Origin of the sequence: Agarivorans sp. QJM3NY_25 (genome assembly GCF_050870875.2) — a bacterium.
Lineage (GTDB): Bacteria > Pseudomonadota > Gammaproteobacteria > Enterobacterales > Celerinatantimonadaceae > Agarivorans.
Genome location: NZ_CP194041.2, coordinates 4,694,364 through 4,715,865, shown reverse-complemented (window position 1 = coordinate 4,715,865; position 21,502 = coordinate 4,694,364). Strand labels below are relative to the sequence as shown.

The following is a 21,502-nucleotide window of genomic DNA, read 5'->3' as shown; positions in this document are numbered from 1 at the left end:
TGAAATCGTACGAACTTATACCAAAGTATAAGGCTACGTGATCTTACGTAATCGAAAACCGTAGTTTAGCGGATAGCGCCCTGTTAACAATGTGATAACATTGTTGGTGCTCAATTCGTGAGCAGCGAATACTGGTCATACCTAAAATAATCAACGGATGATAAGGAAAGGGTGAATCACATGCTTAAGTCCCTCTGCAGTAAAACATTATTGGCTTCGGTCATTATTGCCTTTAGTTCCACGGCTTTGGCCGCAGAGAAAGTTTATAAATTGAAACTCGCCGAAAGCTGGGGGCCCAATTTTCCGGTATTTGGTGACGCAGTGAAAAACATGGTGAAAATGGCCGACGAGATGTCCAATGGGCGTTTAAAAATTCGGGTCGACTCCGCCAACAAACACAAAGCGCCGTTTGGCGTGTTTGATTTGGTGAAAAGTGGTCAATACGATTTAGGTCATTCCGCCTCTTATTACTATAAAGGTAAGGTCCCGAATACTCTCTACTTCACTACGATGCCCTTTGGTATGAATGCCCCTGAGCAACATGCCTGGTTGCAATATGGTGGCGGTCAAGCCTTGATGGATCAGGTTTACGCTGAGCATAACTTGCTGCCCTTTCCTGGCGGGAATACTGGAGTACAGATGGGGGGATGGTTCCGCAAAGAAATTAACTCGGTAGACGATTTAAAGAATCTTAAAATGCGTATTCCCGGATTTGCAGGTGAAGTATTGGCTAAGCTTGGCGCAACACCAGTGAATATTCCGCCCGGTGAGTTATATACCGCCTTAGAGCGGAATACTATCGATGCGCTGGAGTGGGTGGGGCCATCATTGGATCTGCGAATGGGCTTTCATAAAATCGCGCCCTACTACTACATGGGATGGCATGAACCAGCCACTGAGTTAATGTTTATCGCGAATAAGAAAAAGCTTGAAAGTCTACCGAAAGATTTGCAAGCGATCCTTGTGGTCGCGATGCGTAAGGCGGCTTACGACATGTTTATTCACTCCTATGCTGAAAGTGCCAAGAACTGGCAAACCATGTTGCAGGAGTATCCAAATATTCAAGTGAAGACCTTCCCAGTGACGGTGATTAAAGCCTTGAAGGAAGCCAATGATGCATTGCTCCAAGAGAAGGCTGCGAGCGACCCGATGGCCGCTAAGATAATTCAATCGCAACAGCAATTTATGCAGCAAATACGAGCTTATACTGCCATTTCTGAGCAAGGTTACTTAAATAGTACCCAAGATTTGTAGTGGCTTAAGGCGCTGGCGGCAGTGGCGGCTAGCGCCTCCATCGACAAATTAAAGGGGAGGTGAAAGATGTTGCGTTGGCAACGAGCTATTGATGGCTTTTCTAAAGGAATTGCGTCTCTCACTGCGGTATTGATGCTGTTGATGCTGGTAAATATCTTTTATGACGTGGTGATGCGTTACTTTTTTCGCTCCAGTTCAATTGGTATGCAGGAGCTGGAATGGCACTTATTCTCGGCGATGTTTTTATTGGGAATTGCCTCGACCTTACAGGCCGAAGGACACGTGCGAGTGGACATTATCTATGACAAGTTATCTCGTCGTAAAAAGGCTTGGATAGACAGCTTGGGGGTGCTGCTATCGCTGTTACCATTCTGTGGGTTGATGGCTTGGTACGGATATGACTTCGCCTTGGAGTCTTATCATCTTGGTGAAATTAGTGGTGACCCAGGTGGCTTGGCTTATCGCTGGCTAATTAAAGCGATGATCCCTATTTCAGCGCTATGTGTCGCGTTAAGCGGCCTAGGCATGTTACTCAAGAATTTAATTCAGCTGCGAAATCAGCACTAACTCGTCGTCGCTAAAAGGAAGTTTTCATGATTGGGATTGTCATGTTTTTCGTAGCCTTATGCATGCTATTAACTGGTTTTCCGGTGGCCTTTGTTTTTGGCGGCGTGGCGCTGGTATTTGGGGTTCTTTCCGAAGGCTTCGAGCTATTTGCATTTATGCCCTTTCGTATCATGAGCATCATGCAAAACTCAGTATTAATGGCGGTACCGTTGTTCATCTTTATGGGGATCGTGTTGCAAAAAACACGTCTTGCTGAACAGCTATTGGAAGCGATGGGCCAGCTATTTGGAGGCGTACGCGGTGGTTTAGCGGTCTCCACCATTCTAGTTGGCGCGTTGTTGGCTGCATCAACAGGCGTGGTGGGCGCTTCGGTGGTGGCGATGGGGGTTATTTCCTTGCCGGTGATGCTGAAATATAAATATAACAAGGGGCTTGCTACTGGCGTGATCTGTGCCTCGGGCACCCTTGGTCAAATTATTCCGCCGTCGATTATTTTGATTATTCTAGGGGATGTGATGGGAGTTCCGGTTGGCGACCTATTCAAGGCCGCATTAATGCCGGGAGGGGTGCTCGTTGGGGCATTCATTTTATATGTGTTGCTGATTGCCTTTCTCAAGCCTGAAATGGCCCCCGCTTTACCTAAAGATCAAGTTGCTGGGCATGGTCTCAAGCCTTGTTGGAAGGCCTTTAAGGCGATAGCTCCCCCCTTAAGCTTAATGATTGCGGTATTGGGCTCTATCTTCTATGGCATTGCTACGCCCACTGAATCTTCGGCGATTGGTGGTGTTGGCGCTGTTTTGTTGTCTTTGTTATATCGTCAGTTCTCTTGGAAAATTATTTATCAGTCGGCCTTGGAAACGGTTAACGTTACTGCGATGGTGTTCGCTATTTTCATTGGTGCGACGGCTTTCTCGATGGTGTTTTCCTACACTGGTGGCGAAGAGGTCATTGAGCAAGTGATGACCAGCCTTCCTGGAGATAAATGGGGATTCTTGATCTTAACGATGTTAGTCATATTGGTGCTGGGTTTCTTTATCGATTTTGTAGAAATATCGTTTATCGTGGTGCCGATGTTATATCCGGTTGCCGACCTGATGGGGATTAACTTAACTTGGTTTGCGATTTTGATCGCCATGAACTTACAAACTTCTTTTCTTACCCCGCCCTTTGGTTTTAGCTTGTTTTATTTAAAAGGTGTGGCTCCCCCAGCGATTAAAACCACCGATATTTACAAAGGTGTTATTCCGTTTATCGCGCTACAAATTTTAGTGTTGGTATCGCTACTTATATTCCCCGAGTTTTATGGTTTTTCGGTTTAGCTGAGTTTGAGATGATTGGGTGGCGATTAATCTTTGGTGGTATTTTATTGGGAATAAAGTGATAACAATCCTTGAAACATGCTGAATCAATCATCCGAAAGGCTCAGGAAGATTTAGTTTAACTCAAACCAAGTGCGAGCACTCAACAGCTTTAGAGACTGTTGAGTGCTTGCAAAGCCTAGAACGAAGTGCGCTTGTAGTGACGGTATTCTGGGCGCCAAAAGCTGGTTTCAATCGTCTGACTTAATACTTCATCAGAGATGGGGATTGCTAAACCCTGTTGCATGGCCGTTTTGGCGACCGCATAAGCGATGTGTTTGCTAACGATGCGAATTTCTTCGAGGGGAGGCAGCAAAGCTCCCTCGCCGTCATTGGCCAACGGTGAGCATTCGGCTAAGGCTCGGCTGCTGGCAATTAACATCTCATCACTGACTCGAGTCGCTTGACTCGCTAAGACGCCAAGGCCAATGCCGGGGAAAATGTAACTATTGTTACATTGGGCGATGGGGTAGCTCTGCTCTCCTAGTTTTACTGGAGAAAAGGGGCTTCCGGTCGCCACTAGCGCTTGCCCTTGGGTCCAACGAAGGATGTCTTCGGGAAGTGCTTCAACTCGGCTGGTAGGGTTTGATAAGGGTAATACGATGGGTTTTTCACAGTGCCGATGCATGGTTTCTATGATCGCTTGATTGAATACTCCCGGGGCGCCAGAGACGCCGATCAGCACGGTCGGTTTTGCGTGTTCGACCACATCGAGTAAGGATAGACTGTCACTGCTCAAGCCCCATAGTTGCTGCAACTCGGCGGGTTGTGCCAGGCGCTGTTGAAAGTCTAACAGGTTGGGCATGTTGCTTTGCAGTAAACCCCAGCGATCGACCATGAAAACTTGGCTGCGGGCTTGTTGTTCACTGATCCCTTCTTCGACCATGGCGCGCACAATCGCTTCGGCGATCCCACAACCGGCTGACCCTGAGCCAACAAAGGTGATCCTTTGTTCGCTTAACGCCGAGTCGGCGGCTTTACAGGCGGCTAATAATGAACCGACGACGACTGCTGCTGTTCCCTGAATATCGTCGTTGAAGCAGCACAATTGATCTTTATAGCGTTGTAAGAGTGGCATGGCATTTTTTTGGGCGAAGTCTTCAAATTGGATCAGAGCCTCCGGCCAGCGAACCATCACGGCTTGCATAAATAACTCAATGAACTGAGCGTATTCTTCGCCGCCGATCCGTTGATGACGCCATCCCATATACATTGGGTCATTCAATAGCTGCTGGTTGTCGGTGCCCACGTCCAATACGATGGGTAAGGTGTAGGCTGGGCTGATCCCGCCACACGCAGTGTACAGCGACAATTTACCAATTGGGATCCCCATGCCTCCGATGCCTTGATCGCCCAAGCCTAAGATCCGTTCGCCATCGGTCACCACGATAATCTTTACGTTGTGACGGGTGGCATTGTTCAGTAGTTCATCGATACGGTGGCGATTGGGGTAAGAAATAAATAGCCCCCGAGAGCGACGATAAATATTAGAGAATTGCTCACAGGCCGCGCCTACGGTGGGAGTGTAGATAATTGGCATCATTTCGCTGATATGGTCTTCGACGAGTCGGTAAAACAAAGTCTCGTTGGTATCTTGAATATTGCGTAGGTAAATATGTCGATCAAGATCATTGGTGAAACTTTGGTATTGTTTGTAGGCTCGTTCACTTTGTTCATCGATACTTTCGATGGCTTCGGGCAGTAGTCCCTCTAAGTTAAAGAAAATCCGCTCTTCTTGGCTGAAGGCGCTGCCTTTGTTCAGTAGTGGGGTTTCTAACAGTGCCGGTCCGGCATAGGGTAAGTAAAGTGGGCGTTTTTTATCATCCATATCGACAAGGTCTTTCGCTAAGCACAGAGGAATGGTTATTTTTTCACATTCTGCACGCTAGGTCATGGTTATTTGTATCGAATGTTAGCTTAATGTTGATCGAATGTGGGCTTAATATAGGCGAGCCGGCACCGCTAGTAGATTGGGAAGGCATAACGCTTGGTAAACCAAGTATTACAGCCTGAGCATCTAAAAGCGACAACCGACTAATGTAATTATAAATCACAGCCGCTAAATCGCCAGTCCAATGTTGCGAATATGTTAATTTGATGATGCTTATCACTATTTGTCGCTTGGCTATCCGTTCCTCAGGATTTAGTAACGGGCTTGAACTTGCTGAGGCATCGCCTTGAGTTGTTGAGTCACCAGCGCTTCCAATATTGCGGAGAGTGGCCTAGGGTTAAATGCTTCGACTTGCTGTAAGGCATAGCCGATTGCTTCGATAGTGGAGAGTCCCTGTGCAATGGCGGTTTTACGTATTTTATATTGGCCTTGAGGCGGGCTGGTAAAGTGAAACTGGGGCAGAGCATGTAACCAAGGGTTGAGGTGCCAGAGTTTTTGCGCTTTACGCCAGGTGCCATCTAAAAATATCAACGTGGGATAAAGCGCAGGCGTATGGAGAGTGGTCTGCTGAGTGAGCGCCAGACACGCCTGTTGTTCGAGGCTTTGACTGTGCTCACTGGGGTAAATTAGCCAATACTGTTGTGGTTGTTGCTCTACTGCTTGGCGTAAGGCGGCGAAATCCTCGGGCTGCTCACCAGATATCAATTGCGCTTGCTCTAAGGCTAAACAAGCTAAGTGAGCAGTACCTTTGGCCTGCTTCTGTTCACTTGGGTGCTGTAAGATAATAAGCGGATGCTGATGCCGACAGTGTTGAATGTATGAGCATAAGCAGTGACTTTGTGGGCGTAAACAGCGGGCGCAATGGGGTCGACTCATGATCTCGATTGATGAATGTTGGAAATGGTTAATTATACCTATCTCGGCTTCAATTGGCATTGTCCGTTAGTGACGGCCCGTTTAAGCGACATCTTTCTGCTGCATCAAAAAGTGACGGAGGTCGCTCGGACAGTGCGCCGATAGATGAATGTATGTTGCTTGTTCGCCTAGCAGATTTGGCCAGGCTTTGAGGGTTCCTTCGGCTAAGCGTGATTCGACACTGATCTGTGGCAATATTGCCCACCCGAGGCCCGCTTGTAGCGCATCGAGTAGCAAGGTTTCACCCATAAACAGATTGCTTTGCTGTGGCTCCCTCATATCGAAAAGCTTTAAATGTGCGTCGAACTGCTGGCGATGATTCACTAGTTTGGGATGTGCCACTTTTACGAGCTGCGCTTGTTTCCAGGGGAATACTTCAGCTGCTGCATGTTGCTTGTTCGCTGAAAAACTAAAGTGTACCGAGTGTTGTTGAGAACCGCTAAAGCGGAGCTCCAATAGCGGATCATAACGATGTAACTGCTGTGCGAGTAAAGTTAACCAAGGGCTGGGAAACCAGGCTTGATAACTGATACTGAGTTGTAAACTTTTGGCCTGTTGCAAGTGCTGACAGTGTCGCTGGAGCTCGGCGTAACGACCCACAATTAGCTCGGCTTGTTCAACTAAGGCTAGGCCTGCGTGGCTTAATTGATAGAACTGACCGGTTTGTACAAATAGACTACAGGCCAGTTGCTGCTGCAGTTGTTCCAGTTGCTCTAGGATCCGCTCTGCGGGCAAAGCCAGCTGCTCGGAACAAGCATTGAGGTCGGCTTGCTTGGCTAAACAAACAAAGCTTTGTAAAGCGGCAAGGGTGGCGTGTTCATCCATCATAAGCGCTCAGTCCTAACAGGTTTAAGCAATGGGCGACCTGGCTGTCTCGTTGGCTGCTTAACCATAGTATTTCTATCTCTAATTTGGTTGGTGAAAAATAATTACTCAGATGTAATTCAATTAAGCTGCCATTACGAAAGCTCGCTTCTAACCAATGCCGTGGGGCAAAGGCCCATCCCATACCTAATACCAATAGATCATGAAGGATCTCGCGATGTTCCAGTTGCCAACAATTGACTCGGTTGAGTTGCAGTTCGATGGGAAGATGAGGTAAGCAAAGCTGGCGATGGCCTTGTAATTGTTCGACACTAAGTTGTTGGTGTTTACTCAAACTATGCCGTGCAGCGCAGGCGAGGGCTAAGCTAAGATTGCAGTAACGGCGCGAATGGGTTTTTACAGGTTTTTGCTGACGGGCAACTCGTAAGGCAATATCAATTTCCCCTTGGATTAATTGTTCAGATAGCTGTTGTGAGCCAAGTTGCACTAGTTTTAACTGTTGCAGCGATAGTTCGCTAATAAAGCGTGGATAGTAGTGCAATAGACTTTGACAAGGTACAAACTCATCTATTCCAATGATGATTTGTTGTGGCTGAATCGGGTGTTGTTGGTCACTGAGTAAGTTGTTTAGCTGAGAATGTAGTTGTTTCGCTCGTTGATAAAGTAGCTGCCCTTGCGAATTTAGGTTCTGGTAATCGCGATTAAACAACTGGCAGTTAAGCTGGCGCTCAAGTTCTATAAATAGTTGCTTGCGTTGAGTTGCGCTGGTTCGTTCAGGAAAATGGTGGCTTTGTTCGTAATATTGTACAAACTGACGCAGTAATTGGATGTTGGGGAGGGCCATCATTACTCGTTATGATTGGGAAGCCTTGTATAAGGCTAGCAGAAAATGATTGCAGAGTAAGCTGTTAGGATAAGCTTTCATCATTTTTGAACGCTGGTTTTTGTTTGTATCTGGAAGGCGGTGAAGCTGTTATTCGTGACCGGTAAGCTGATTTGCTCGCTTGTCTGTTGAATAAAGCTTGTCGGGGATCGCCAAGCGTGATAAATCTAAGTCGAGTGCAGCGCCGCTGTTTGGCGGGCGCGGGCACCAAGCGCTAGCGATTAATTTGGTTGTAAGGAGTGCTTATGAAAAGTGAAATCGATTTTGCAAAAACCGGTTTATTAAATCGTTATTTAGCTGAACGAGAGCAATTTTTGAAAGGGACTTGTTGTTTTGTTCCCGACAGTGAGATTAACTTGAAAGAACAGCAGCACAGCGCGCTGCAACACGCTTATCAACAATCTTGGATTACAATTTTTGAGTATCAACACTGGTCACAACAACTGGATTTGTGATTCGCTATCTTGGTTAATTCGCTGCGCGAGGGTTTCAGCGAATTTGTTTCTGGCAAAGCATAATAGGCTATCGGCAGTTTGATAGCCGCTAGTTGCCGCCGTAAGAATTGATTTAAGCGGTGGCTTGTCAAGCCGTTTGGGCCAGCGATAAACGCTACTGGTCGCTGGCCGTACTCGGCGCTATCTTGTGCCACCACAATCGCCTGCCTAATTTGCGGGTGCTGCAACAAGGCCTGTTCGATTTCTTCTGGCTGGATGTTTTCACCTGCACAGATAAACATATGATTACTGCGACCTAAGGGATAAAGATTATCTTGCTGCATTCGCCCATGATCACCGCTGTTAAACCAGCCCTCTTGGTCGACGACTGGGCAAATCCCACCATTCTGCCAATAGCCGAGAAATAGTGTTTCGCCCCGTAGCAGGATTTGTTGTGCCTCTATTTTGGCTTGTCGGTAGGGCAGTAATTGATAGCCTCGCTGGCCTAATCGATGGTTGCGGGTGGCCACCTGTGAACTCATTTCGCTACTACCATAGGAGCTATAGACCTGAAATCCCCGCTCGAGCGCTGCATCGATGAGTCTATCATTGCAGGCTGCGCCGCCAATTAAGAGCGTGCTTAACTGCAAATTGGCAGCGTTAAAATCGGGGCGCTGTAATAGCCGGTAAAGTTGCGTTGGTACTAAGGAGACATGGCTGGTGGCGCTGCTCACTAAGTCGGCATACAGTTGGCCCTTGTTCTGTGCCACGACGATCCCGGCCCCCGCTAATAGGCAACGCCATACAATGGCCTGTCCACCAATGTGATAAAGCGGCAAGGATAATAACCATTGAGATTGGGGCACCAGCGGGAGCATGCTGTGCGAACCCAAGGCACTGAAGTAATGATTTGTCCAACTGTGCACCACCGCCTTTGCTGGGCCACTGCTACCTGAAGTAAACACCATGCTTATCGCTTGGCTGGCTTGGATTTGGTCTGGCGAAATTGCCTTTAAATCTCTTTGCTGAGGATTAAATTCAACTCTTTGGCGACCGCTCAGTGTTGCTTGGCTATCAGTCCAATAGAACTTGGCATCAATTCGCTCGCTAAGGCTTTGCAGTTGACTCACTGGGTGATGGTGGTTGAGTGGGCAAAAAATATAGCCTAGTTCTAAACTGGCTAACTGTAGTAGCAACATGCGTAGCTGGTCATCACCAAAACAGCTGAGTCGGTCGCCTCGGCTAAGGCCTTGCCGACGCAGTTGTGCTGCGGTAACGCCCACCATTGCCTGTAACTGTTGATAACTATAGTGCTGTTCGCCAATACTCAGGGCCACCCGGTTCGGGTGTTGTTGGCAAGTCTGATGCAGCGGATGTTGCTGTAGGGGATCGCAATTCATGGCGGCATTATGCCGTACTTGGTGAGCTTTGTCGCCGCTAAGTCGATGCTTGGCGGCGAGTACCCAGTGCAGCAGGTTTGCTGCACTGGGTAAGGTTTAAGCGATTAAGGCTGAGATGCCAAAGAAGGCCGCTACGCTGGCATAGCCGCGCATCAACTTTAGACCATAGGGTGAACGTTGAACCAAGTTTCCAAGCAGATACCCCCCACAAATGATGGCTATCGAGCTGGCAATAAAGCCGGCAAAAAATAGCTTCACATCGGCGCTTGCTGGCACCTCATTACCATGCGCTGCACCATGAAGTGCGGCGACAATACAAACCGCAGCGGTCACTGCACTCGCCGAACTGGGCAGTAGCTTGGCCACTAATAGCGCCATCACTAACAGTGAAATGGCGAGACCCGTTTCCAGCATCGGTGGCACAAAACCAAAGCTGGCGACAACGGCGGCTAAAACTAAGGCGAACAGGCTTTGCATTAAGCTGAGCTTGAGTTTGCCGGTTTGACTGGCTAATAGACCAATAAGGCTTAAGGCGAGCAGGTGGTCAAGACCAGTCAGTGGATGTAAGATCCCCGCGCTCAAGCCATTATGAACGCCTTCATGGGCCAAGCTGGGGAAGCTGACCAGGGCGAGTAAACCAATACTAAGTAATTTTTTCATGGGAGATCTCCGTTAAAGGGTTGAATTGGCGAGGTTTGCAGAGCTTTCTTCTAACATGCCTTGCTCGATAATAAAGTTGATGATGTCTTGTAAACCTTGGTTGGTTTTGAGATTGCTAAAAACAAAGGGGCGTTCGCCGCGCATTTTTTTTGCATCGCGATCCATCACGTCCAGCGAGGCACCTACATAAGGGGCCAGATCGGTCTTGTTGATGATCAGTAGGTCAGATTTGGTGATCCCTGGGCCGCCCTTGCGGGGAATTTTATCGCCAGCGCTAACGTCAATCACATACAGGGTTAAGTCGCTCAGCTCTGGACTAAAGGTGGCACTGAGATTATCGCCGCCACTTTCTACCAGCACTAAATCTAGGCCTTGATGCCGACGGTTTAACTCGGCGATTGCAGCAAGGTTCATCGAGGCATCTTCACGGATCGCGGTATGGGGACAGCCACCAGTTTCAACCCCTAAGATCCGATCTTCGGCCAGTGCGTTGTGACGCAACAGAAACTGGGCATCTTCTTTGGTGTAAATGTCGTTGGTTACCACCGCTAGGTTAAAGCGGTCTTTCAGTTCACGACAAAGGGCGGTCAGTAAGGCAGTCTTCCCCGAACCGACAGGGCCACCGACCCCGACGCGTAAAGTTTGTTTAATGGTCATTTTATATCCTCGATTGGCTCAGTTTCGCCGATTAAGAGCGGAACAAGCGGCAGTATTGGGTTTCGTGAAGGGTGCTGGCCAAACTTAAGGCGGGCAGCGACCCGGTAATTTGTTCAAAGGGCAAAGCCAGGCCATAGGCGCGTGCGGGCGGCAACAAGGGTAGCAACTCGCTAAGTAGCTTTTGGCAGGCGGTTTGCCCGAGCGGTAGCGTTTTACCCGCCACCGCTAGTTGGTTTTCTAACCATGTCCATAGGTAGCCATCTGCCAAGTCGTTGAGTGGGATCTGCCAATGTTCACCTGCAACCGCAAACATACTGGTCCAGCTCATCGGTTCATCACTTAATGGCGCGATGATGTCGGCGTCGAGCTGTTGTAATAAAACGCGCAGCGCATTGCCCATTTGAACGTCTTCTAACTCTAACTCCCGAGTCTCTCGGCTGGCGATGAGTTCCAGATTAAGCTGTTCAAAGCGGCGGTAATCTTGTATCGACCAAGCTTGGTATAAAGCCGCGAGCATTGGGATATCCAGACAGGCAAGGCCTGCTTCCAAACAGCCCTGGACCCAAGCTTTTAGCGCGGCGGGGTTAGTCACCCAAGCATTTTCGATGGCGTACTCCAAACCTTGCGAGTAGGCAAACCCTCCCACTGGTAAGCTGGGGCTTACCAGTCGCATGAGTTGCAGTTGCGCCATACTGGCCATTAGTGACTGTGTCCCGGTAAGTGGCTGTGATAGGCTCCTGTCTCGGGATCAAAGGGGCCTTGGTGTTGCTCCACCCGCAAACCGTACAATTCCACTAAATCTTGCAATACATGGTCGGGTTGAAAACGAACCCAGCCCTCGCCAATTTGCAGAGGGGTATGGCGGTTGCCTAGGTGGTAACAGACTTTGGCGAACATCAATGGGTCATCGCTATAAGCGGTGGTGACCAGTTCATCGGCACTTCTAATTTCAACCACTTCACCATTGTCGGCTTCCAGCAGTTGACCATTTTGTAGCACCTGACCGCGTTCTAAGAAGAAGCCAATTTCTTGCTGGGCCTCGGTTTGCGCCTTGATCCGGGCCTTTTTGCGTAACTCGTAGCTCAATACCACACGGTGATGGACCGGACCATGGTAGTGATGGAGGGTTTGATACACCTTTAACATTCATTCTCTCCTTAAAATAAAAAGTAGCGCTGCGCCAGTGGCAGTTCGGTTGCAGGTTCACATTCCAGTAATTGGCCGTCGGCACGAACTTCATAGGTTTGTGAATCTACTTCCATATGGGGTTGATAGTGGTTATGCACCATGTCTTTCTTGGTGATGTTGCGGGTATTTTTGCAAGCTACCAAGCGACTCTGTAACCCGAGGGTATCCTGTACCTTGGCGTCCAGCGCCGCTTGACTGACAAAGGTGACCCTCGTTTCGCTCATGGCCTTGCCATAGGCGCCAAACATCGGCCGGTAATGAACCGGTTGCGGAGTGGGGATTGAAGCATTGGGATCGCCCATCGGTGCCGCAGCAATTGCCCCACCTTTGATGATGAGTGAAGGCTTTGCGCCAAAGAAGGCTGGTTTCCATAACACCAAGTCGGCTAACTTACCCACCTCCACCGAGCCGACTTCGTGGGCAATACCATGAGTAATCGCTGGGTTGATGGTGTACTTGGCGACGTAGCGTTTAGCGCGGAAGTTGTCGCAGCCTATAGCTTTATCTTCTTCGAGTAAGCCGCGTTGCTGCTTCATTTTATGCGCGGTTTGCCAGGTTCGGGTAATCACCTCGCCGACCCGCCCCATGGCCTGTGAATCGGAAGCAATCATCGAGAAGGCACCTAAATCGTGCAAAATATCTTCAGCAGCAATAGTTTCTTTGCGGATCCGTGAATCGGCAAACGCCACGTCCTCTGGGATTGACGGGTCGAGGTGATGGCATACCATTAACATGTCCAGGTGCTCATCCACGGTATTTACCGTGTAGGGGCGAGTTGGATTAGTTGACGAGGGTAATACATTGTCTAAACCACAAGCGGTAATGATATCGGGGGCGTGACCGCCACCGGCGCCTTCGGTGTGGTAGGTATGGATCACTCGGCCTTTAAAAGCGGCGAGGGTATCCTCTACAAAACCCGACTCGTTTAGGGTATCGGTATGAATGGCTACCTGCACATCGTAGTTTTCGGCCACGGTTAAACAGTTGTCGATAGACATCGGGGTGGTGCCCCAGTCTTCGTGAAGTTTGAGCCCCATGGCACCGGCAACCAGTTGTTCTTCTAGCGGGCGCGGTAAACTGGCGTTACCTTTACCTAAAAAGCCTAGGTTCATGGGAAAGCTGTCAGCCGCTTGCAGCATTTTACCTAAGTGGAAAGGCCCCGGAGTACAGGTAGTGGCATTGGTACCTGTGGCTGGTCCGGTGCCGCCACCTAACATGGTGGTGGTGCCAGACATTAAGGCTTCTTCGATTTGCTGCGGGCAAATAAAGTGAATATGAGAGTCGACTCCGCCAGCCGTTATAATTTGTCCTTCACCGGCGATCACCTCGGTACCGGCACCAATTTCGACATCAATATTATCTTGAATATCCGGATTGCCTGCTTTGCCAATGGCCTGAATGCGACCTTCTTTAATCGCGATATCGGCTTTAACAATGCCCCAATGATCAAGGATCAAGGCATTGGTAATCACCGTATCGGGAACCATCGCACAGCTGGCTTGGCTTTGCCCCATACCGTCGCGGATCACCTTACCGCCGCCAAATTTTACTTCGCTACCATATTGGGCGTAATCTTTTTCGACTTGAATGATGAGTTCGGTATCGCCTAGACGCACCTTGTCACCTAGCGTTGGGCCAAACATCTCGGCGTAGGCGCGTTTATCCATCTTGCTCATGCTTGCTCCTTGGTGTCTAAGGCACCCATTACTTCACCACGAAAACCGTAGACTTCGCGCTTACCACTTAAAGCAACCAGTTCTACTTGGCGACTTTGTCCGGGTTCAAAACGGACTGCGGTGCCTGCTGCAATATTTAGTCGCATGCCAAAGGCGGCCTCACGGTCAAAATGCAGGGCTGGGTTGGTCTCGGCGAAGTGGTAATGTGAACCCACTTGTACCGGGCGATCGCCGCTATTAGCAACATCGACGCTAGTGGTGGCTAAGCCTTGATTGAGCTCTATCCAACCATCTTCAATAATTAGTTCTCCAGGTATCATCTGTCGTTCCTTGTTGTTGGTGCTAGAGGCCAGGCCTAAGGGATCGGGTTATGCACAGTGACAAGTTTGGTGCCATCGGGAAAGGTGGCCTCAACCTGCACTTCAGGGACCATTTCTGCGATGCCATCCATCACTTCATCGCGGCTGAGCAGGGTTCTTCCCCAACTCATTAATTCGGCGACGGTTCGGCCTTCGCGGGCACCTTCGACGATTTGCGCTGAAAGATAGGCAACGGTCTCTGGATAATTGAGTTTTAGGCCTTTGTCTTTGCGTCGCTCGGCAACCAAAAATGCGGTGAACAGCAGTAGCTTGTCTTTCTCTCTTGGTGTTAATTCCATATTTGCCTCGTAATTTGTGAGTAATTAGGTATTCCAAATGCGTGGTGCTATGGCTTCTCGGCCTAGGGTACATGGGCGGATCAGCGCCCATGCTGCTTCAAATTGCTGACGCACGGTTTCGGCCTGATCACCTAAATAACGCAAGATAATTAGGCCTCTGACGAGGGTGATCCCCAGCTGTGGACAGCTAAGATGCTCCCGTAAAAGATCTAATAGTTCGGTTTGTTTGGCCTCACTGAGCTGGTCAACGGTGGCTAGCATACAAGCATAGACATGTTTACTTGCCAGCGCCGCTGGATTGTTGGCACTCACTGCGTTATGAATACGAGTATTCTCGATTAATAGTGGACGCTGCTCGCGATAAACCTTAATCGATTGCAATAATTCACCATGATCAAAGTCTTCATCGCTGGCTTTACGGCCTAAACAGGTGATTTCCCAGGCAATTAATTGGGCATTGCCGTGTAGCTTAAAGTGACTGTCTAAACGGCCTTGAGCGCCATTAAACACGATGGTTTCCGGTGGTAGCCATTCCAAACTGCTATTGGTTTGTAGGTGAAACAACTGTTGTTGACTCTGTTGCTGGCGAGCAAGATTGGAGCGATACAGTTTGCCAGAGGCGGGGGTGGTGAGTAAGACCTTACTGCCTTCGGCACATGTTACGTTCATATGTAACTGGTCACCAGCCACTAAGCCCCCAGGTGGGTGCAATAAGTAAACGTGGCAACAATCGTTTGCTTGCCGCTCAGGGTGAAACGGTCGTTGCACCCGTAATGGGCCAATACTCTGGTTTAAGGTTAAGCGAGTCTTGGCCGCAATTGGCGCAAAACCTAGCTCGAGTTTGGCTAGCCAGCCTTGCTTAATTGGCGCCGGAGTACTGCTGTGCTTGACTTGAGTAAGCTGACTCACATCATTCCTTTTTAGCTAACTAGTTGTTTTTGACCTTATTTATTTAGATAAATACAGCAAGAACCAAACCAGCTTTTCCTGTACTAAGCAGCACTAGCTTGAATGCGTATTGGTCATAAATTCTTATCCTGATTGTGGATCTTTATGGTGCGAGCGCATTTTTTTGGTGCAATAGATGAATACTTATTAGTCACTAAAATATTCTGGTGCATGTTTTTGAGGCAAATGTTCGATTCTTGTGCATTAGGATCTTGTGTTTCGCTTTGTCTCTGGGATTAACTGATTGTTTTATAATGATTTTGGTTGGTTGGCATGGTCAGTGCTGCAGTTCGACTAGCAATGCATGAGGTATCGCATGCTTTAAAAGCAACAAAAATAGGGAATATAGCAATGACACAACACAATACATGGAAGAAAATAGCCACAGTCGCCAGTGGCGTAGCTTTAGCTTTTTCAATGAGCGCAGCTCAGGCAGCAGATACTATCAAGGTCGGAGTCTTGCACTCCTTGTCAGGCACCATGGCGATCAGTGAAACCACACTGAAAGATACCGTGCTGATGATGATTGACCAACAAAACAAAAAAGGTGGCTTGTTAGGCAAAAAACTGGAACCGGTGGTGGTTGACCCTGCATCTAACTGGCCGTTGTTTGCCGAAAAAGCACGCGAATTACTGGACAAGGATAAAGTGGATGTAATTTTTGGCTGCTGGACTTCAGTGTCGCGTAAGTCGGTGTTGCCTGTGATTGAAGAATTGAATGGCATGTTATTCTACCCGGTACAATATGAGGGCGAAGAAAGCTCTAAAAACGTATTTTATACAGGGGCCGCGCCTAACCAGCAAGCAATCCCTGCCGTGGATTACTTGATGAGTGAAGAAGGAGTTCAACGTTGGGTATTGGCCGGTACCGACTATGTTTACCCACGCACCACCAACAAAATTCTAGAAGCTTACCTCAAGTCTAAAGGGGTCGCGCCTGCTGACATCATGATTAACTACACGCCTTTTGGTCATTCCGATTGGCAAACTATCGTTTCTGATATTAAGAAATTTGGTGGCGCAGGTAAAAAAACCGCGGTGGTTTCAACCATTAATGGTGACGCCAACGTGCCATTCTATAAAGAGTTAGCCAACCAGGGGATATCGGCTGAAGATATCCCTGTGGTGGCTTTCTCGGTGGGTGAAGAAGAGCTGTCTGGTTTTGATACCACTCCTTTGGTGGGTCACCTAGCGGCATGGAATTACTTCCAAAGTGCTGAGAGTGAAGCCAACGATGAGTTTATTGCCGCGTGGAAAGCCTATACCGGTGATGACAAACGCGTGACCAATGATCCTATGGAAGCGACTTATATCGGTTTCCAAATGTGGGCAGAAGCGGTTGAAAAAGCTGGCACGACCGATACCGATGAAGTCCGAGAAGCGATGTATGGTATTACCGTACCGAATCTCACTGGTGGATATGCCGTGATGAATACCAACCATCATCTGACCAAACCAGTGCTAATTGGTGAAATTCAAGCCGATGGTCAGTTCGATATCGTATGGCAAACCATGGGTGGTGTGATTGGCGATGCCTGGACGAACCATCTTCCTGAAAGTGCCCTGTTAGTTGCTGATTGGACCGCGCCAATTAGCTGTGGCAACTTCAATATTAAGACCGGCCAATGTTCAGGCCAGAACTATTAAGTCGGTTCGCCTGAACAGCTAAGCGCCTCCGGTGCTTAAATGAAAGGCGCGACTGAATTGCTTCGGTTGCGCCTTTTTTAATTGTTATCCATAGAAAGTAGGGATTGTTTTGAGCATATACATATCTCGTTTCTCCGCACTGTTGTTGGCTCTTTTATTCAGTAGTGCTTTGTTTGCAGCACCAGCCAGCGATTGGTCACAGACCGTGCAGACTTTAACCACCAAAAAAAACACCCAGAAGCAGCAAGCGATTGAACAGCTTATAGAAACTACCGATCCACGGAATAGTTTAATTTTTCAAAGTCTGTTAGACGCTAACTTGTACTACATCAAATCAAGCAAACAAGTGGTTATCGCTAAGCAGAAAGGTAAGCAATATGCCATTACTTCGGTAATTGATGGCAGTGATTTAGGCTCCCTGAAAAAAACGGCAATTAAGAAAATTACCGTGAATAACAAAATTCGCCGTCAACTGCGCAATGGTTTGGCGTTGGTCGGCTTGAATGCAGAGACCAGCGAGCAGCGCATTGCGGCGATCCGCTCGCTAATGAATGACGCAGATAGCTCATATTCTGGGCTCATCGAAAAGCGTATGGTGCTGGAGCAAGATCCGGCGGTGATCGCCAAACTTAAAGAAATGCAGGCGATCATTAACCTGCAATTTGCCGATCTATCGGCGCGTGCCGAGGCTGCCGAACTATTGTCTGGTCAGTTAGATCCTGCCTCACGTAATGTACTGGTAAAACAACAAACAATTGAAAAAGACGCCAAGGTGCTGGCCGCGATTAACGAGTCGATAGCGACCAACCAGCAGTTATTGCAACTGAATAGCGTCGCTGAAAATATCTATTTTGGCTTGAGTTTGGGGGCGGTGTTATTGCTGGCTGCGGTTGGCCTGGCGATTACCTTTGGGGTGATGGGCGTAATTAACATGGCCCATGGCGAAATGATCATGCTCGGCGCCTATACCACCTATGTGGTGCAACAGTTGATGCCTCATCATATCGAATGGTCGCTGTTGGTGGCGATCCCTGCGGCTTTTGTGGTATCGGGGCTGGTGGGGATTTTGATCGAACGCGGGGTGATCCGTTTCTTATATGGTCGTCCGCTAGAAACTTTGTTGGCGACCTTTGGTTTAAGTTTGGTTCTACAGCAGGCGGTGCGCAGTATCTTTGGCCCTTTGAACCAAGCGGTGATTACCCCACAATGGATGAGCGGTTCGTTGGAAATTAACGGCGTGTTGTCGCTGACTTATAACCGCCTGTACATCATTATTTTCAGTTTTATGGTGGTTGCCCTGTTATGGACCATTTTGCGCAAGACCTTTTTCGGTCTGCAAATGCGGGCGGTGACGCAAAACCGAGCGATGGCCAATTCAATGGGGATCCGCTCGAGTTGGGTGGATGCCATGACCTTTGGCTTGGGCTCGGGCATTGCTGGTATTGCTGGAGTGGCCTTAAGTCAGTTGACCAATGTTGGCCCGAATTTGGGGCAAAATTACATTATCGATTCCTTTATGGTGGTGGTATTTGGCGGTGTGGGTAACCTGTTTGGTACGGTGATTGGAGCTCTGACCTTAGGGGTTGCGAACAAGTTAATGGAACCTTTTGCTGGCGCAGTCTTAGCCAAGATTTTGGTGCTGGTTTTCATCATTCTGTTTATTCAAAAGCGTCCTCGAGGTTTATTTGCCTTGAAAGGTCGTACGGTGGAGGACTAGTTCATGCCGAAGTCAGTATTCGTTCGATTTTTAGTGAAAGACAAAGTTGGCAACGCCATGTTGCTGGCCTTGTTATTGTCGGCGGTTTTAGTGCCCTTCATGAGCCTGGCACTTAGCCCGGAAAACCCACTCCATCTTAGCTCTTATTGGGTTACCCTGTTAGGCAAGTATCTGTGTTATGCCTTGCTCGCGCTGGCGGTGGATTTAGTGTGGGGCTATTGCGGCATCTTAAGTTTGGGGCACGGTGCATTTTTTGCCTTGGGTGGCTACGCCATGGGTATGTACTTGATGCGACAAATTGGTGACCGTGGGGTATACGCCAACCCAGAGCTACCAGATTTTATGGTATTTCTTGATTGGTCGGCGCTGCCTTGGTACTGGTTTGGTTTTGATTGGTTTCCCTTTGCCATGTTAATGGTGTTTTTAGCACCGGGTATTTTGGCCTTTATTTTTGGTTACCTGGCTTTTCGCTCCCGAGTGACCGGCGTGTATTTGTCGATTATTACCCAGGCCCTGACCTACGCCCTGATGTTGGCATTTTTCCGCAACGACATGGGTTTTGGTGGTAACAACGGCTTAACCGATTTTAAAGATATTCTTGGTTTTAGTTTGCAGGCGGAGAGTACCCGTGCGGTATTGTTTGCTTTGAGTGCGTTGGCATTAGCGCTGGCTTATCTGCTTTGTCGCTGGATTGTTAATTCCAAGCTGGGGCGAGTATTAATTGCGGTGCGCGATAGTGAAAGCCGGACGCGCTTTATCGGCTACCGGGTGGAACGTTTCAAATTGTTTGTATTTGTGGTTTCGGCGATGTTAGCGGGGGTTGCGGGGGCGCTGTATGTGCCACAGGTTGGTATTATTAACCCTGGTGAATTTGCACCGCTCAACTCGATTGAGAGCATTGTTTGGGTGGCTGTAGGTGGTCGCGGCACTTTATTTGGTGCCATCTTTGGCGCACTGTTGGTGAACTTTGGTAAGTCTTGGTTTACGGGCGCTTTCCCCGAGCTGTGGTTATTTTTCTTAGGCGGTTTATTTGTGGTGACGACTTTGTGGCTTCCCAAGGGCGTGGTGGGATTATATGCCAGTATTAAGGCTAAGTTCGCCGCTCATTCTGCGCGAAAGCCTGCCATGACAACTTCCGATAGTAAAACAAACGCACAAGCTAGCCCAACAGCGGAGTCGGGTAAAAAAAGTGAAGGAGTGGTGAATGCGTAGCGTACATATTCCTCAAGACACAATCTTATATGTGGACGGTGTCACCAAAAGCTTCGACGGCTTTAAAGCCTTGAATAGTTTGTCGTTGATCCTTGAACCGGGTCAAATGCGGGCGATTATTGGCCCCAATGGCGCGGGTAAAACCACCATGATGGATGTGATTACTGGCAAGTTGCGTCCCGATGAAGGCTCGGTATTTTTTAATAATGATGTGGACCTGACTCAATATGATGAAGCTGAAATTGCTAATTTGGGAATTGGTCGTAAGTTTCAAAAACCGTCGGTGATTGAAAATCTCTCGGTCTTTGAAAATCTTGAGTTAGCCCTCGCTGGGCATCGAGGGGTGTTTGAATCCTTGTTGCATAAACTCTCCAGGCGTGCTCATAAAACCATTGACGATACGCTGGCCTTAATCCGCTTAGCCGATAAACAAGATTGGCTGGCAGGCTCGCTGTCGCATGGACAAAAACAGTGGTTGGAAATTGGCATGTTAATTATGCAGGAACCGCAGTTGTTACTTATCGATGAACCGGCTGCTGGGATGACCGATGAAGAAACCGCTTTAACCGCCGAGTTATTTAAACAACTGGCCAAGAAGCACTCGCTGGTGGTGGTTGAACATGACATGGATTTTGTAAAAGCCCTCGATTGTCCGGTTACGGTATTACATGAAGGTTCGGTATTAGCTCAAGGCACCCTTGAGCAGGTACAGCAAAACCAGCAAGTGATTGAAGTTTATTTAGGGCGCTAGGAGGTCGTAATTGATGTTGGAATTTTGTCAATCAGGCTGCCATCACAGTGCCGCCAGCCAAGCGTTATGTAAGGTGGATAAATGTTAGAACTTTCTCAAGTGAATAGTCACTATGGCGCTAGTCAGGCGCTATACAGTGTGGATTTGAACGCTGAAGCGGGCAAGATCAGCTGTGTACTGGGTCGTAATGGGGTGGGCAAAACCACCTTGCTGAAGGCGCTGGCGGGCCAACAAGCAATTAGTGCCGGTCGCATCATGTTTAACGGTAAAGATATTAGTAAACTGTCGGCCGCACAGCGTGCCAAGCAAGGCATTGCCATTGTGCCGCAGGGGCGCGAAATATTTGGTCAGTTAACGGTTCTGGAAAACTTGAAAACTGGTTTTTCGGTGCTGCCGAAGTCGGAACGTTTTATTCCCGATGAAATTTTTCGTTTGTTTCCAGTATTGAAGCAAATGCTCAGCCGTCGCGGCGGTGATTTATCGGGCGGGCAGCAACAACAACTGGCGATTGCTCGGGCCTTAATTATGCAGCCAAAGTTGTTGATGCTCGATGAACCTACTGAAGGCATTCAGCCTTCAATTATTAAAGATATTCAAAAAGTACTGGCGCTGCTGCGCGATCGCGGTGAAATGGCGATTGTATTGGTAGAGCAGTACTTTGATTTTGCGGTGGCTTTGGCCGACCATTACACCGTACTCGATCGAGGTAATGTGGTCTTGCAAGGTCGTAAAGAGGACGTCGATGAGGCTGATGTAAAACGTTGGATGAGTGTTTAAGTTTTTAGCCACTTTAAGCGACACTGATCAAGCCGCTCTTTTGAGTGGTTTTTTTGTCGCTATTGTTTGGCCTAACGTTACGCT

General features: G+C 48.4%; 22 protein-coding genes. 9 read left to right on the top strand and 13 right to left on the bottom strand.

Annotated features, from left to right (window positions below):
* The first annotated feature begins 180 nt into the window (after window positions 1–180).
* From ACRRSW_RS21595 to ACRRSW_RS21585, 3 genes are all read left to right on the top strand, one after another.
* Window positions 181–1,254: a TRAP transporter substrate-binding protein gene (locus ACRRSW_RS21595; protein WP_432455496.1), complete on the top strand. Its 1,074-nt coding sequence runs from the start codon at window positions 181–183 to the stop codon at window positions 1,252–1,254.
* 66 nt (window positions 1,255–1,320) lie between these two features.
* Window positions 1,321–1,821: a TRAP transporter small permease subunit gene (locus tag ACRRSW_RS21590; RefSeq protein WP_432460422.1), complete on the top strand. Its 501-nt coding sequence runs from the start codon at window positions 1,321–1,323 to the stop codon at window positions 1,819–1,821.
* A 26-nt stretch (window positions 1,822–1,847) separates the two neighbouring features.
* A complete protein-coding gene (locus ACRRSW_RS21585; RefSeq protein WP_432455498.1) occupies window positions 1,848–3,140 on the top strand; it encodes a TRAP transporter large permease in 1,293 nt (430 codons plus the stop codon).
* 178 nt (window positions 3,141–3,318) lie between these two features.
* Here ACRRSW_RS21585 and ACRRSW_RS21580 read toward each other — a convergent pair whose 3' ends face one another.
* From ACRRSW_RS21580 to ACRRSW_RS21565, 4 genes are all read right to left on the bottom strand, one after another.
* Window positions 3,319–5,007: an NAD-dependent malic enzyme gene (locus tag ACRRSW_RS21580; protein WP_432460421.1), complete on the bottom strand. Its 1,689-nt coding sequence runs from the start codon at window positions 5,005–5,007 to the stop codon at window positions 3,319–3,321.
* A 315-nt stretch (window positions 5,008–5,322) separates the two neighbouring features.
* Window positions 5,323–5,946 (bottom strand): tRNA-uridine aminocarboxypropyltransferase, encoded by a 624-nt coding sequence (locus ACRRSW_RS21575; RefSeq protein ID WP_432460420.1) that lies wholly within the window; start codon window positions 5,944–5,946, stop codon window positions 5,323–5,325.
* A gap of 81 nt (window positions 5,947–6,027) precedes the next feature.
* Entirely contained in the window at window positions 6,028–6,813 is a 786-nt protein-coding gene (locus ACRRSW_RS21570; RefSeq protein ID WP_432460419.1) for a hypothetical protein, read from the bottom strand.
* Window positions 6,803–7,657: a LysR substrate-binding domain-containing protein gene (locus ACRRSW_RS21565; protein ID WP_432460418.1), complete on the bottom strand. Its 855-nt coding sequence runs from the start codon at window positions 7,655–7,657 to the stop codon at window positions 6,803–6,805. Before ACRRSW_RS21565 ends, ACRRSW_RS21570 begins: the two co-directional genes overlap by 11 nt.
* A gap of 281 nt (window positions 7,658–7,938) precedes the next feature.
* On the opposite strand from ACRRSW_RS21565, the gene ACRRSW_RS21560 reads away from it, so the two are divergent.
* Window positions 7,939–8,148 carry a hypothetical protein gene (locus tag ACRRSW_RS21560; protein WP_432455503.1) on the top strand — a complete coding sequence of 70 codons (210 nt, stop codon included), beginning with the start codon at window positions 7,939–7,941 and terminating at the stop codon, window positions 8,146–8,148.
* On the opposite strand, the gene menE is transcribed toward ACRRSW_RS21560, so the two are convergent.
* The 9 genes from menE to ACRRSW_RS21515 all read right to left on the bottom strand — a co-directional run bounded on the left by menE (window position 8,118) and on the right by ACRRSW_RS21515 (window position 15,275).
* Window positions 8,118–9,527: an o-succinylbenzoate--CoA ligase gene (gene menE, locus ACRRSW_RS21555; RefSeq protein WP_432460417.1), complete on the bottom strand. Its 1,410-nt coding sequence runs from the start codon at window positions 9,525–9,527 to the stop codon at window positions 8,118–8,120. The two genes, ACRRSW_RS21560 and menE, sit on opposite strands and share 31 nt — an antisense overlap.
* A gap of 96 nt (window positions 9,528–9,623) precedes the next feature.
* Window positions 9,624–10,187, bottom strand: a complete 564-nt coding sequence (locus ACRRSW_RS21550; RefSeq protein WP_432455505.1) for a HupE/UreJ family protein — start codon at window positions 10,185–10,187, stop codon at window positions 9,624–9,626.
* Window positions 10,188–10,199: 12 nt separating this feature from the next.
* On the bottom strand, window positions 10,200–10,844 hold the full coding sequence (ureG, locus tag ACRRSW_RS21545) for an urease accessory protein UreG (RefSeq protein WP_432455506.1): 645 nt from the start codon (window positions 10,842–10,844) through the stop codon (window positions 10,200–10,202).
* Window positions 10,845–10,875: 31 nt separating this feature from the next.
* Window positions 10,876–11,544 (bottom strand): urease accessory protein UreF, encoded by a 669-nt coding sequence (locus ACRRSW_RS21540; protein WP_432460416.1) that lies wholly within the window; start codon window positions 11,542–11,544, stop codon window positions 10,876–10,878.
* Complete coding sequence (gene ureE, locus ACRRSW_RS21535; RefSeq protein WP_432455508.1) at window positions 11,544–11,990, bottom strand: urease accessory protein UreE; 447 nt, start codon at window positions 11,988–11,990, stop codon at window positions 11,544–11,546. The genes ACRRSW_RS21540 and ureE overlap by 1 nt, the downstream gene beginning before the upstream one ends.
* An 11-nt stretch (window positions 11,991–12,001) precedes the next feature.
* Window positions 12,002–13,708 carry an urease subunit alpha gene (gene ureC, locus ACRRSW_RS21530; RefSeq protein ID WP_432460415.1) on the bottom strand — a complete coding sequence of 569 codons (1,707 nt, stop codon included), beginning with the start codon at window positions 13,706–13,708 and terminating at the stop codon, window positions 12,002–12,004.
* Window positions 13,705–14,028, bottom strand: coding sequence for an urease subunit beta (locus ACRRSW_RS21525; RefSeq protein WP_432460414.1), 324 nt, complete (start codon window positions 14,026–14,028; stop codon window positions 13,705–13,707). The genes ureC and ACRRSW_RS21525 overlap by 4 nt, the downstream gene beginning before the upstream one ends.
* 35 nt (window positions 14,029–14,063) lie before the next feature.
* On the bottom strand, window positions 14,064–14,366 hold the full coding sequence (gene ureA / locus ACRRSW_RS21520; RefSeq protein ID WP_432455511.1) for an urease subunit gamma: 303 nt from the start codon (window positions 14,364–14,366) through the stop codon (window positions 14,064–14,066).
* A 24-nt stretch (window positions 14,367–14,390) separates the two neighbouring features.
* Window positions 14,391–15,275, bottom strand: coding sequence for an urease accessory protein UreD (locus ACRRSW_RS21515; protein ID WP_432460413.1), 885 nt, complete (start codon window positions 15,273–15,275; stop codon window positions 14,391–14,393).
* A gap of 390 nt (window positions 15,276–15,665) precedes the next feature.
* Between ACRRSW_RS21515 and urtA the strand changes: the two genes are divergently transcribed.
* From urtA to urtE, 5 genes are all read left to right on the top strand, one after another.
* Window positions 15,666–16,961, top strand: coding sequence for an urea ABC transporter substrate-binding protein (gene urtA, locus ACRRSW_RS21510; protein ID WP_432460412.1), 1,296 nt, complete (start codon window positions 15,666–15,668; stop codon window positions 16,959–16,961).
* Between the two features lie 109 nt (window positions 16,962–17,070).
* Entirely contained in the window at window positions 17,071–18,678 is a 1,608-nt protein-coding gene (urtB, locus tag ACRRSW_RS21505; RefSeq protein WP_432460411.1) for an urea ABC transporter permease subunit UrtB, read from the top strand.
* A 3-nt stretch (window positions 18,679–18,681) separates the two neighbouring features.
* Window positions 18,682–19,890, top strand: coding sequence for an urea ABC transporter permease subunit UrtC (gene urtC / locus ACRRSW_RS21500; protein ID WP_432460410.1), 1,209 nt, complete (start codon window positions 18,682–18,684; stop codon window positions 19,888–19,890).
* Window positions 19,883–20,641: an urea ABC transporter ATP-binding protein UrtD gene (gene urtD / locus ACRRSW_RS21495; protein ID WP_432460409.1), complete on the top strand. Its 759-nt coding sequence runs from the start codon at window positions 19,883–19,885 to the stop codon at window positions 20,639–20,641. The genes urtC and urtD overlap by 8 nt, the downstream gene beginning before the upstream one ends.
* Before the next feature lie 81 nt (window positions 20,642–20,722).
* On the top strand, window positions 20,723–21,418 hold the full coding sequence (gene urtE, locus ACRRSW_RS21490; protein ID WP_432455517.1) for an urea ABC transporter ATP-binding subunit UrtE: 696 nt from the start codon (window positions 20,723–20,725) through the stop codon (window positions 21,416–21,418).
* Window positions 21,419–21,502 lie beyond the last annotated feature (84 nt).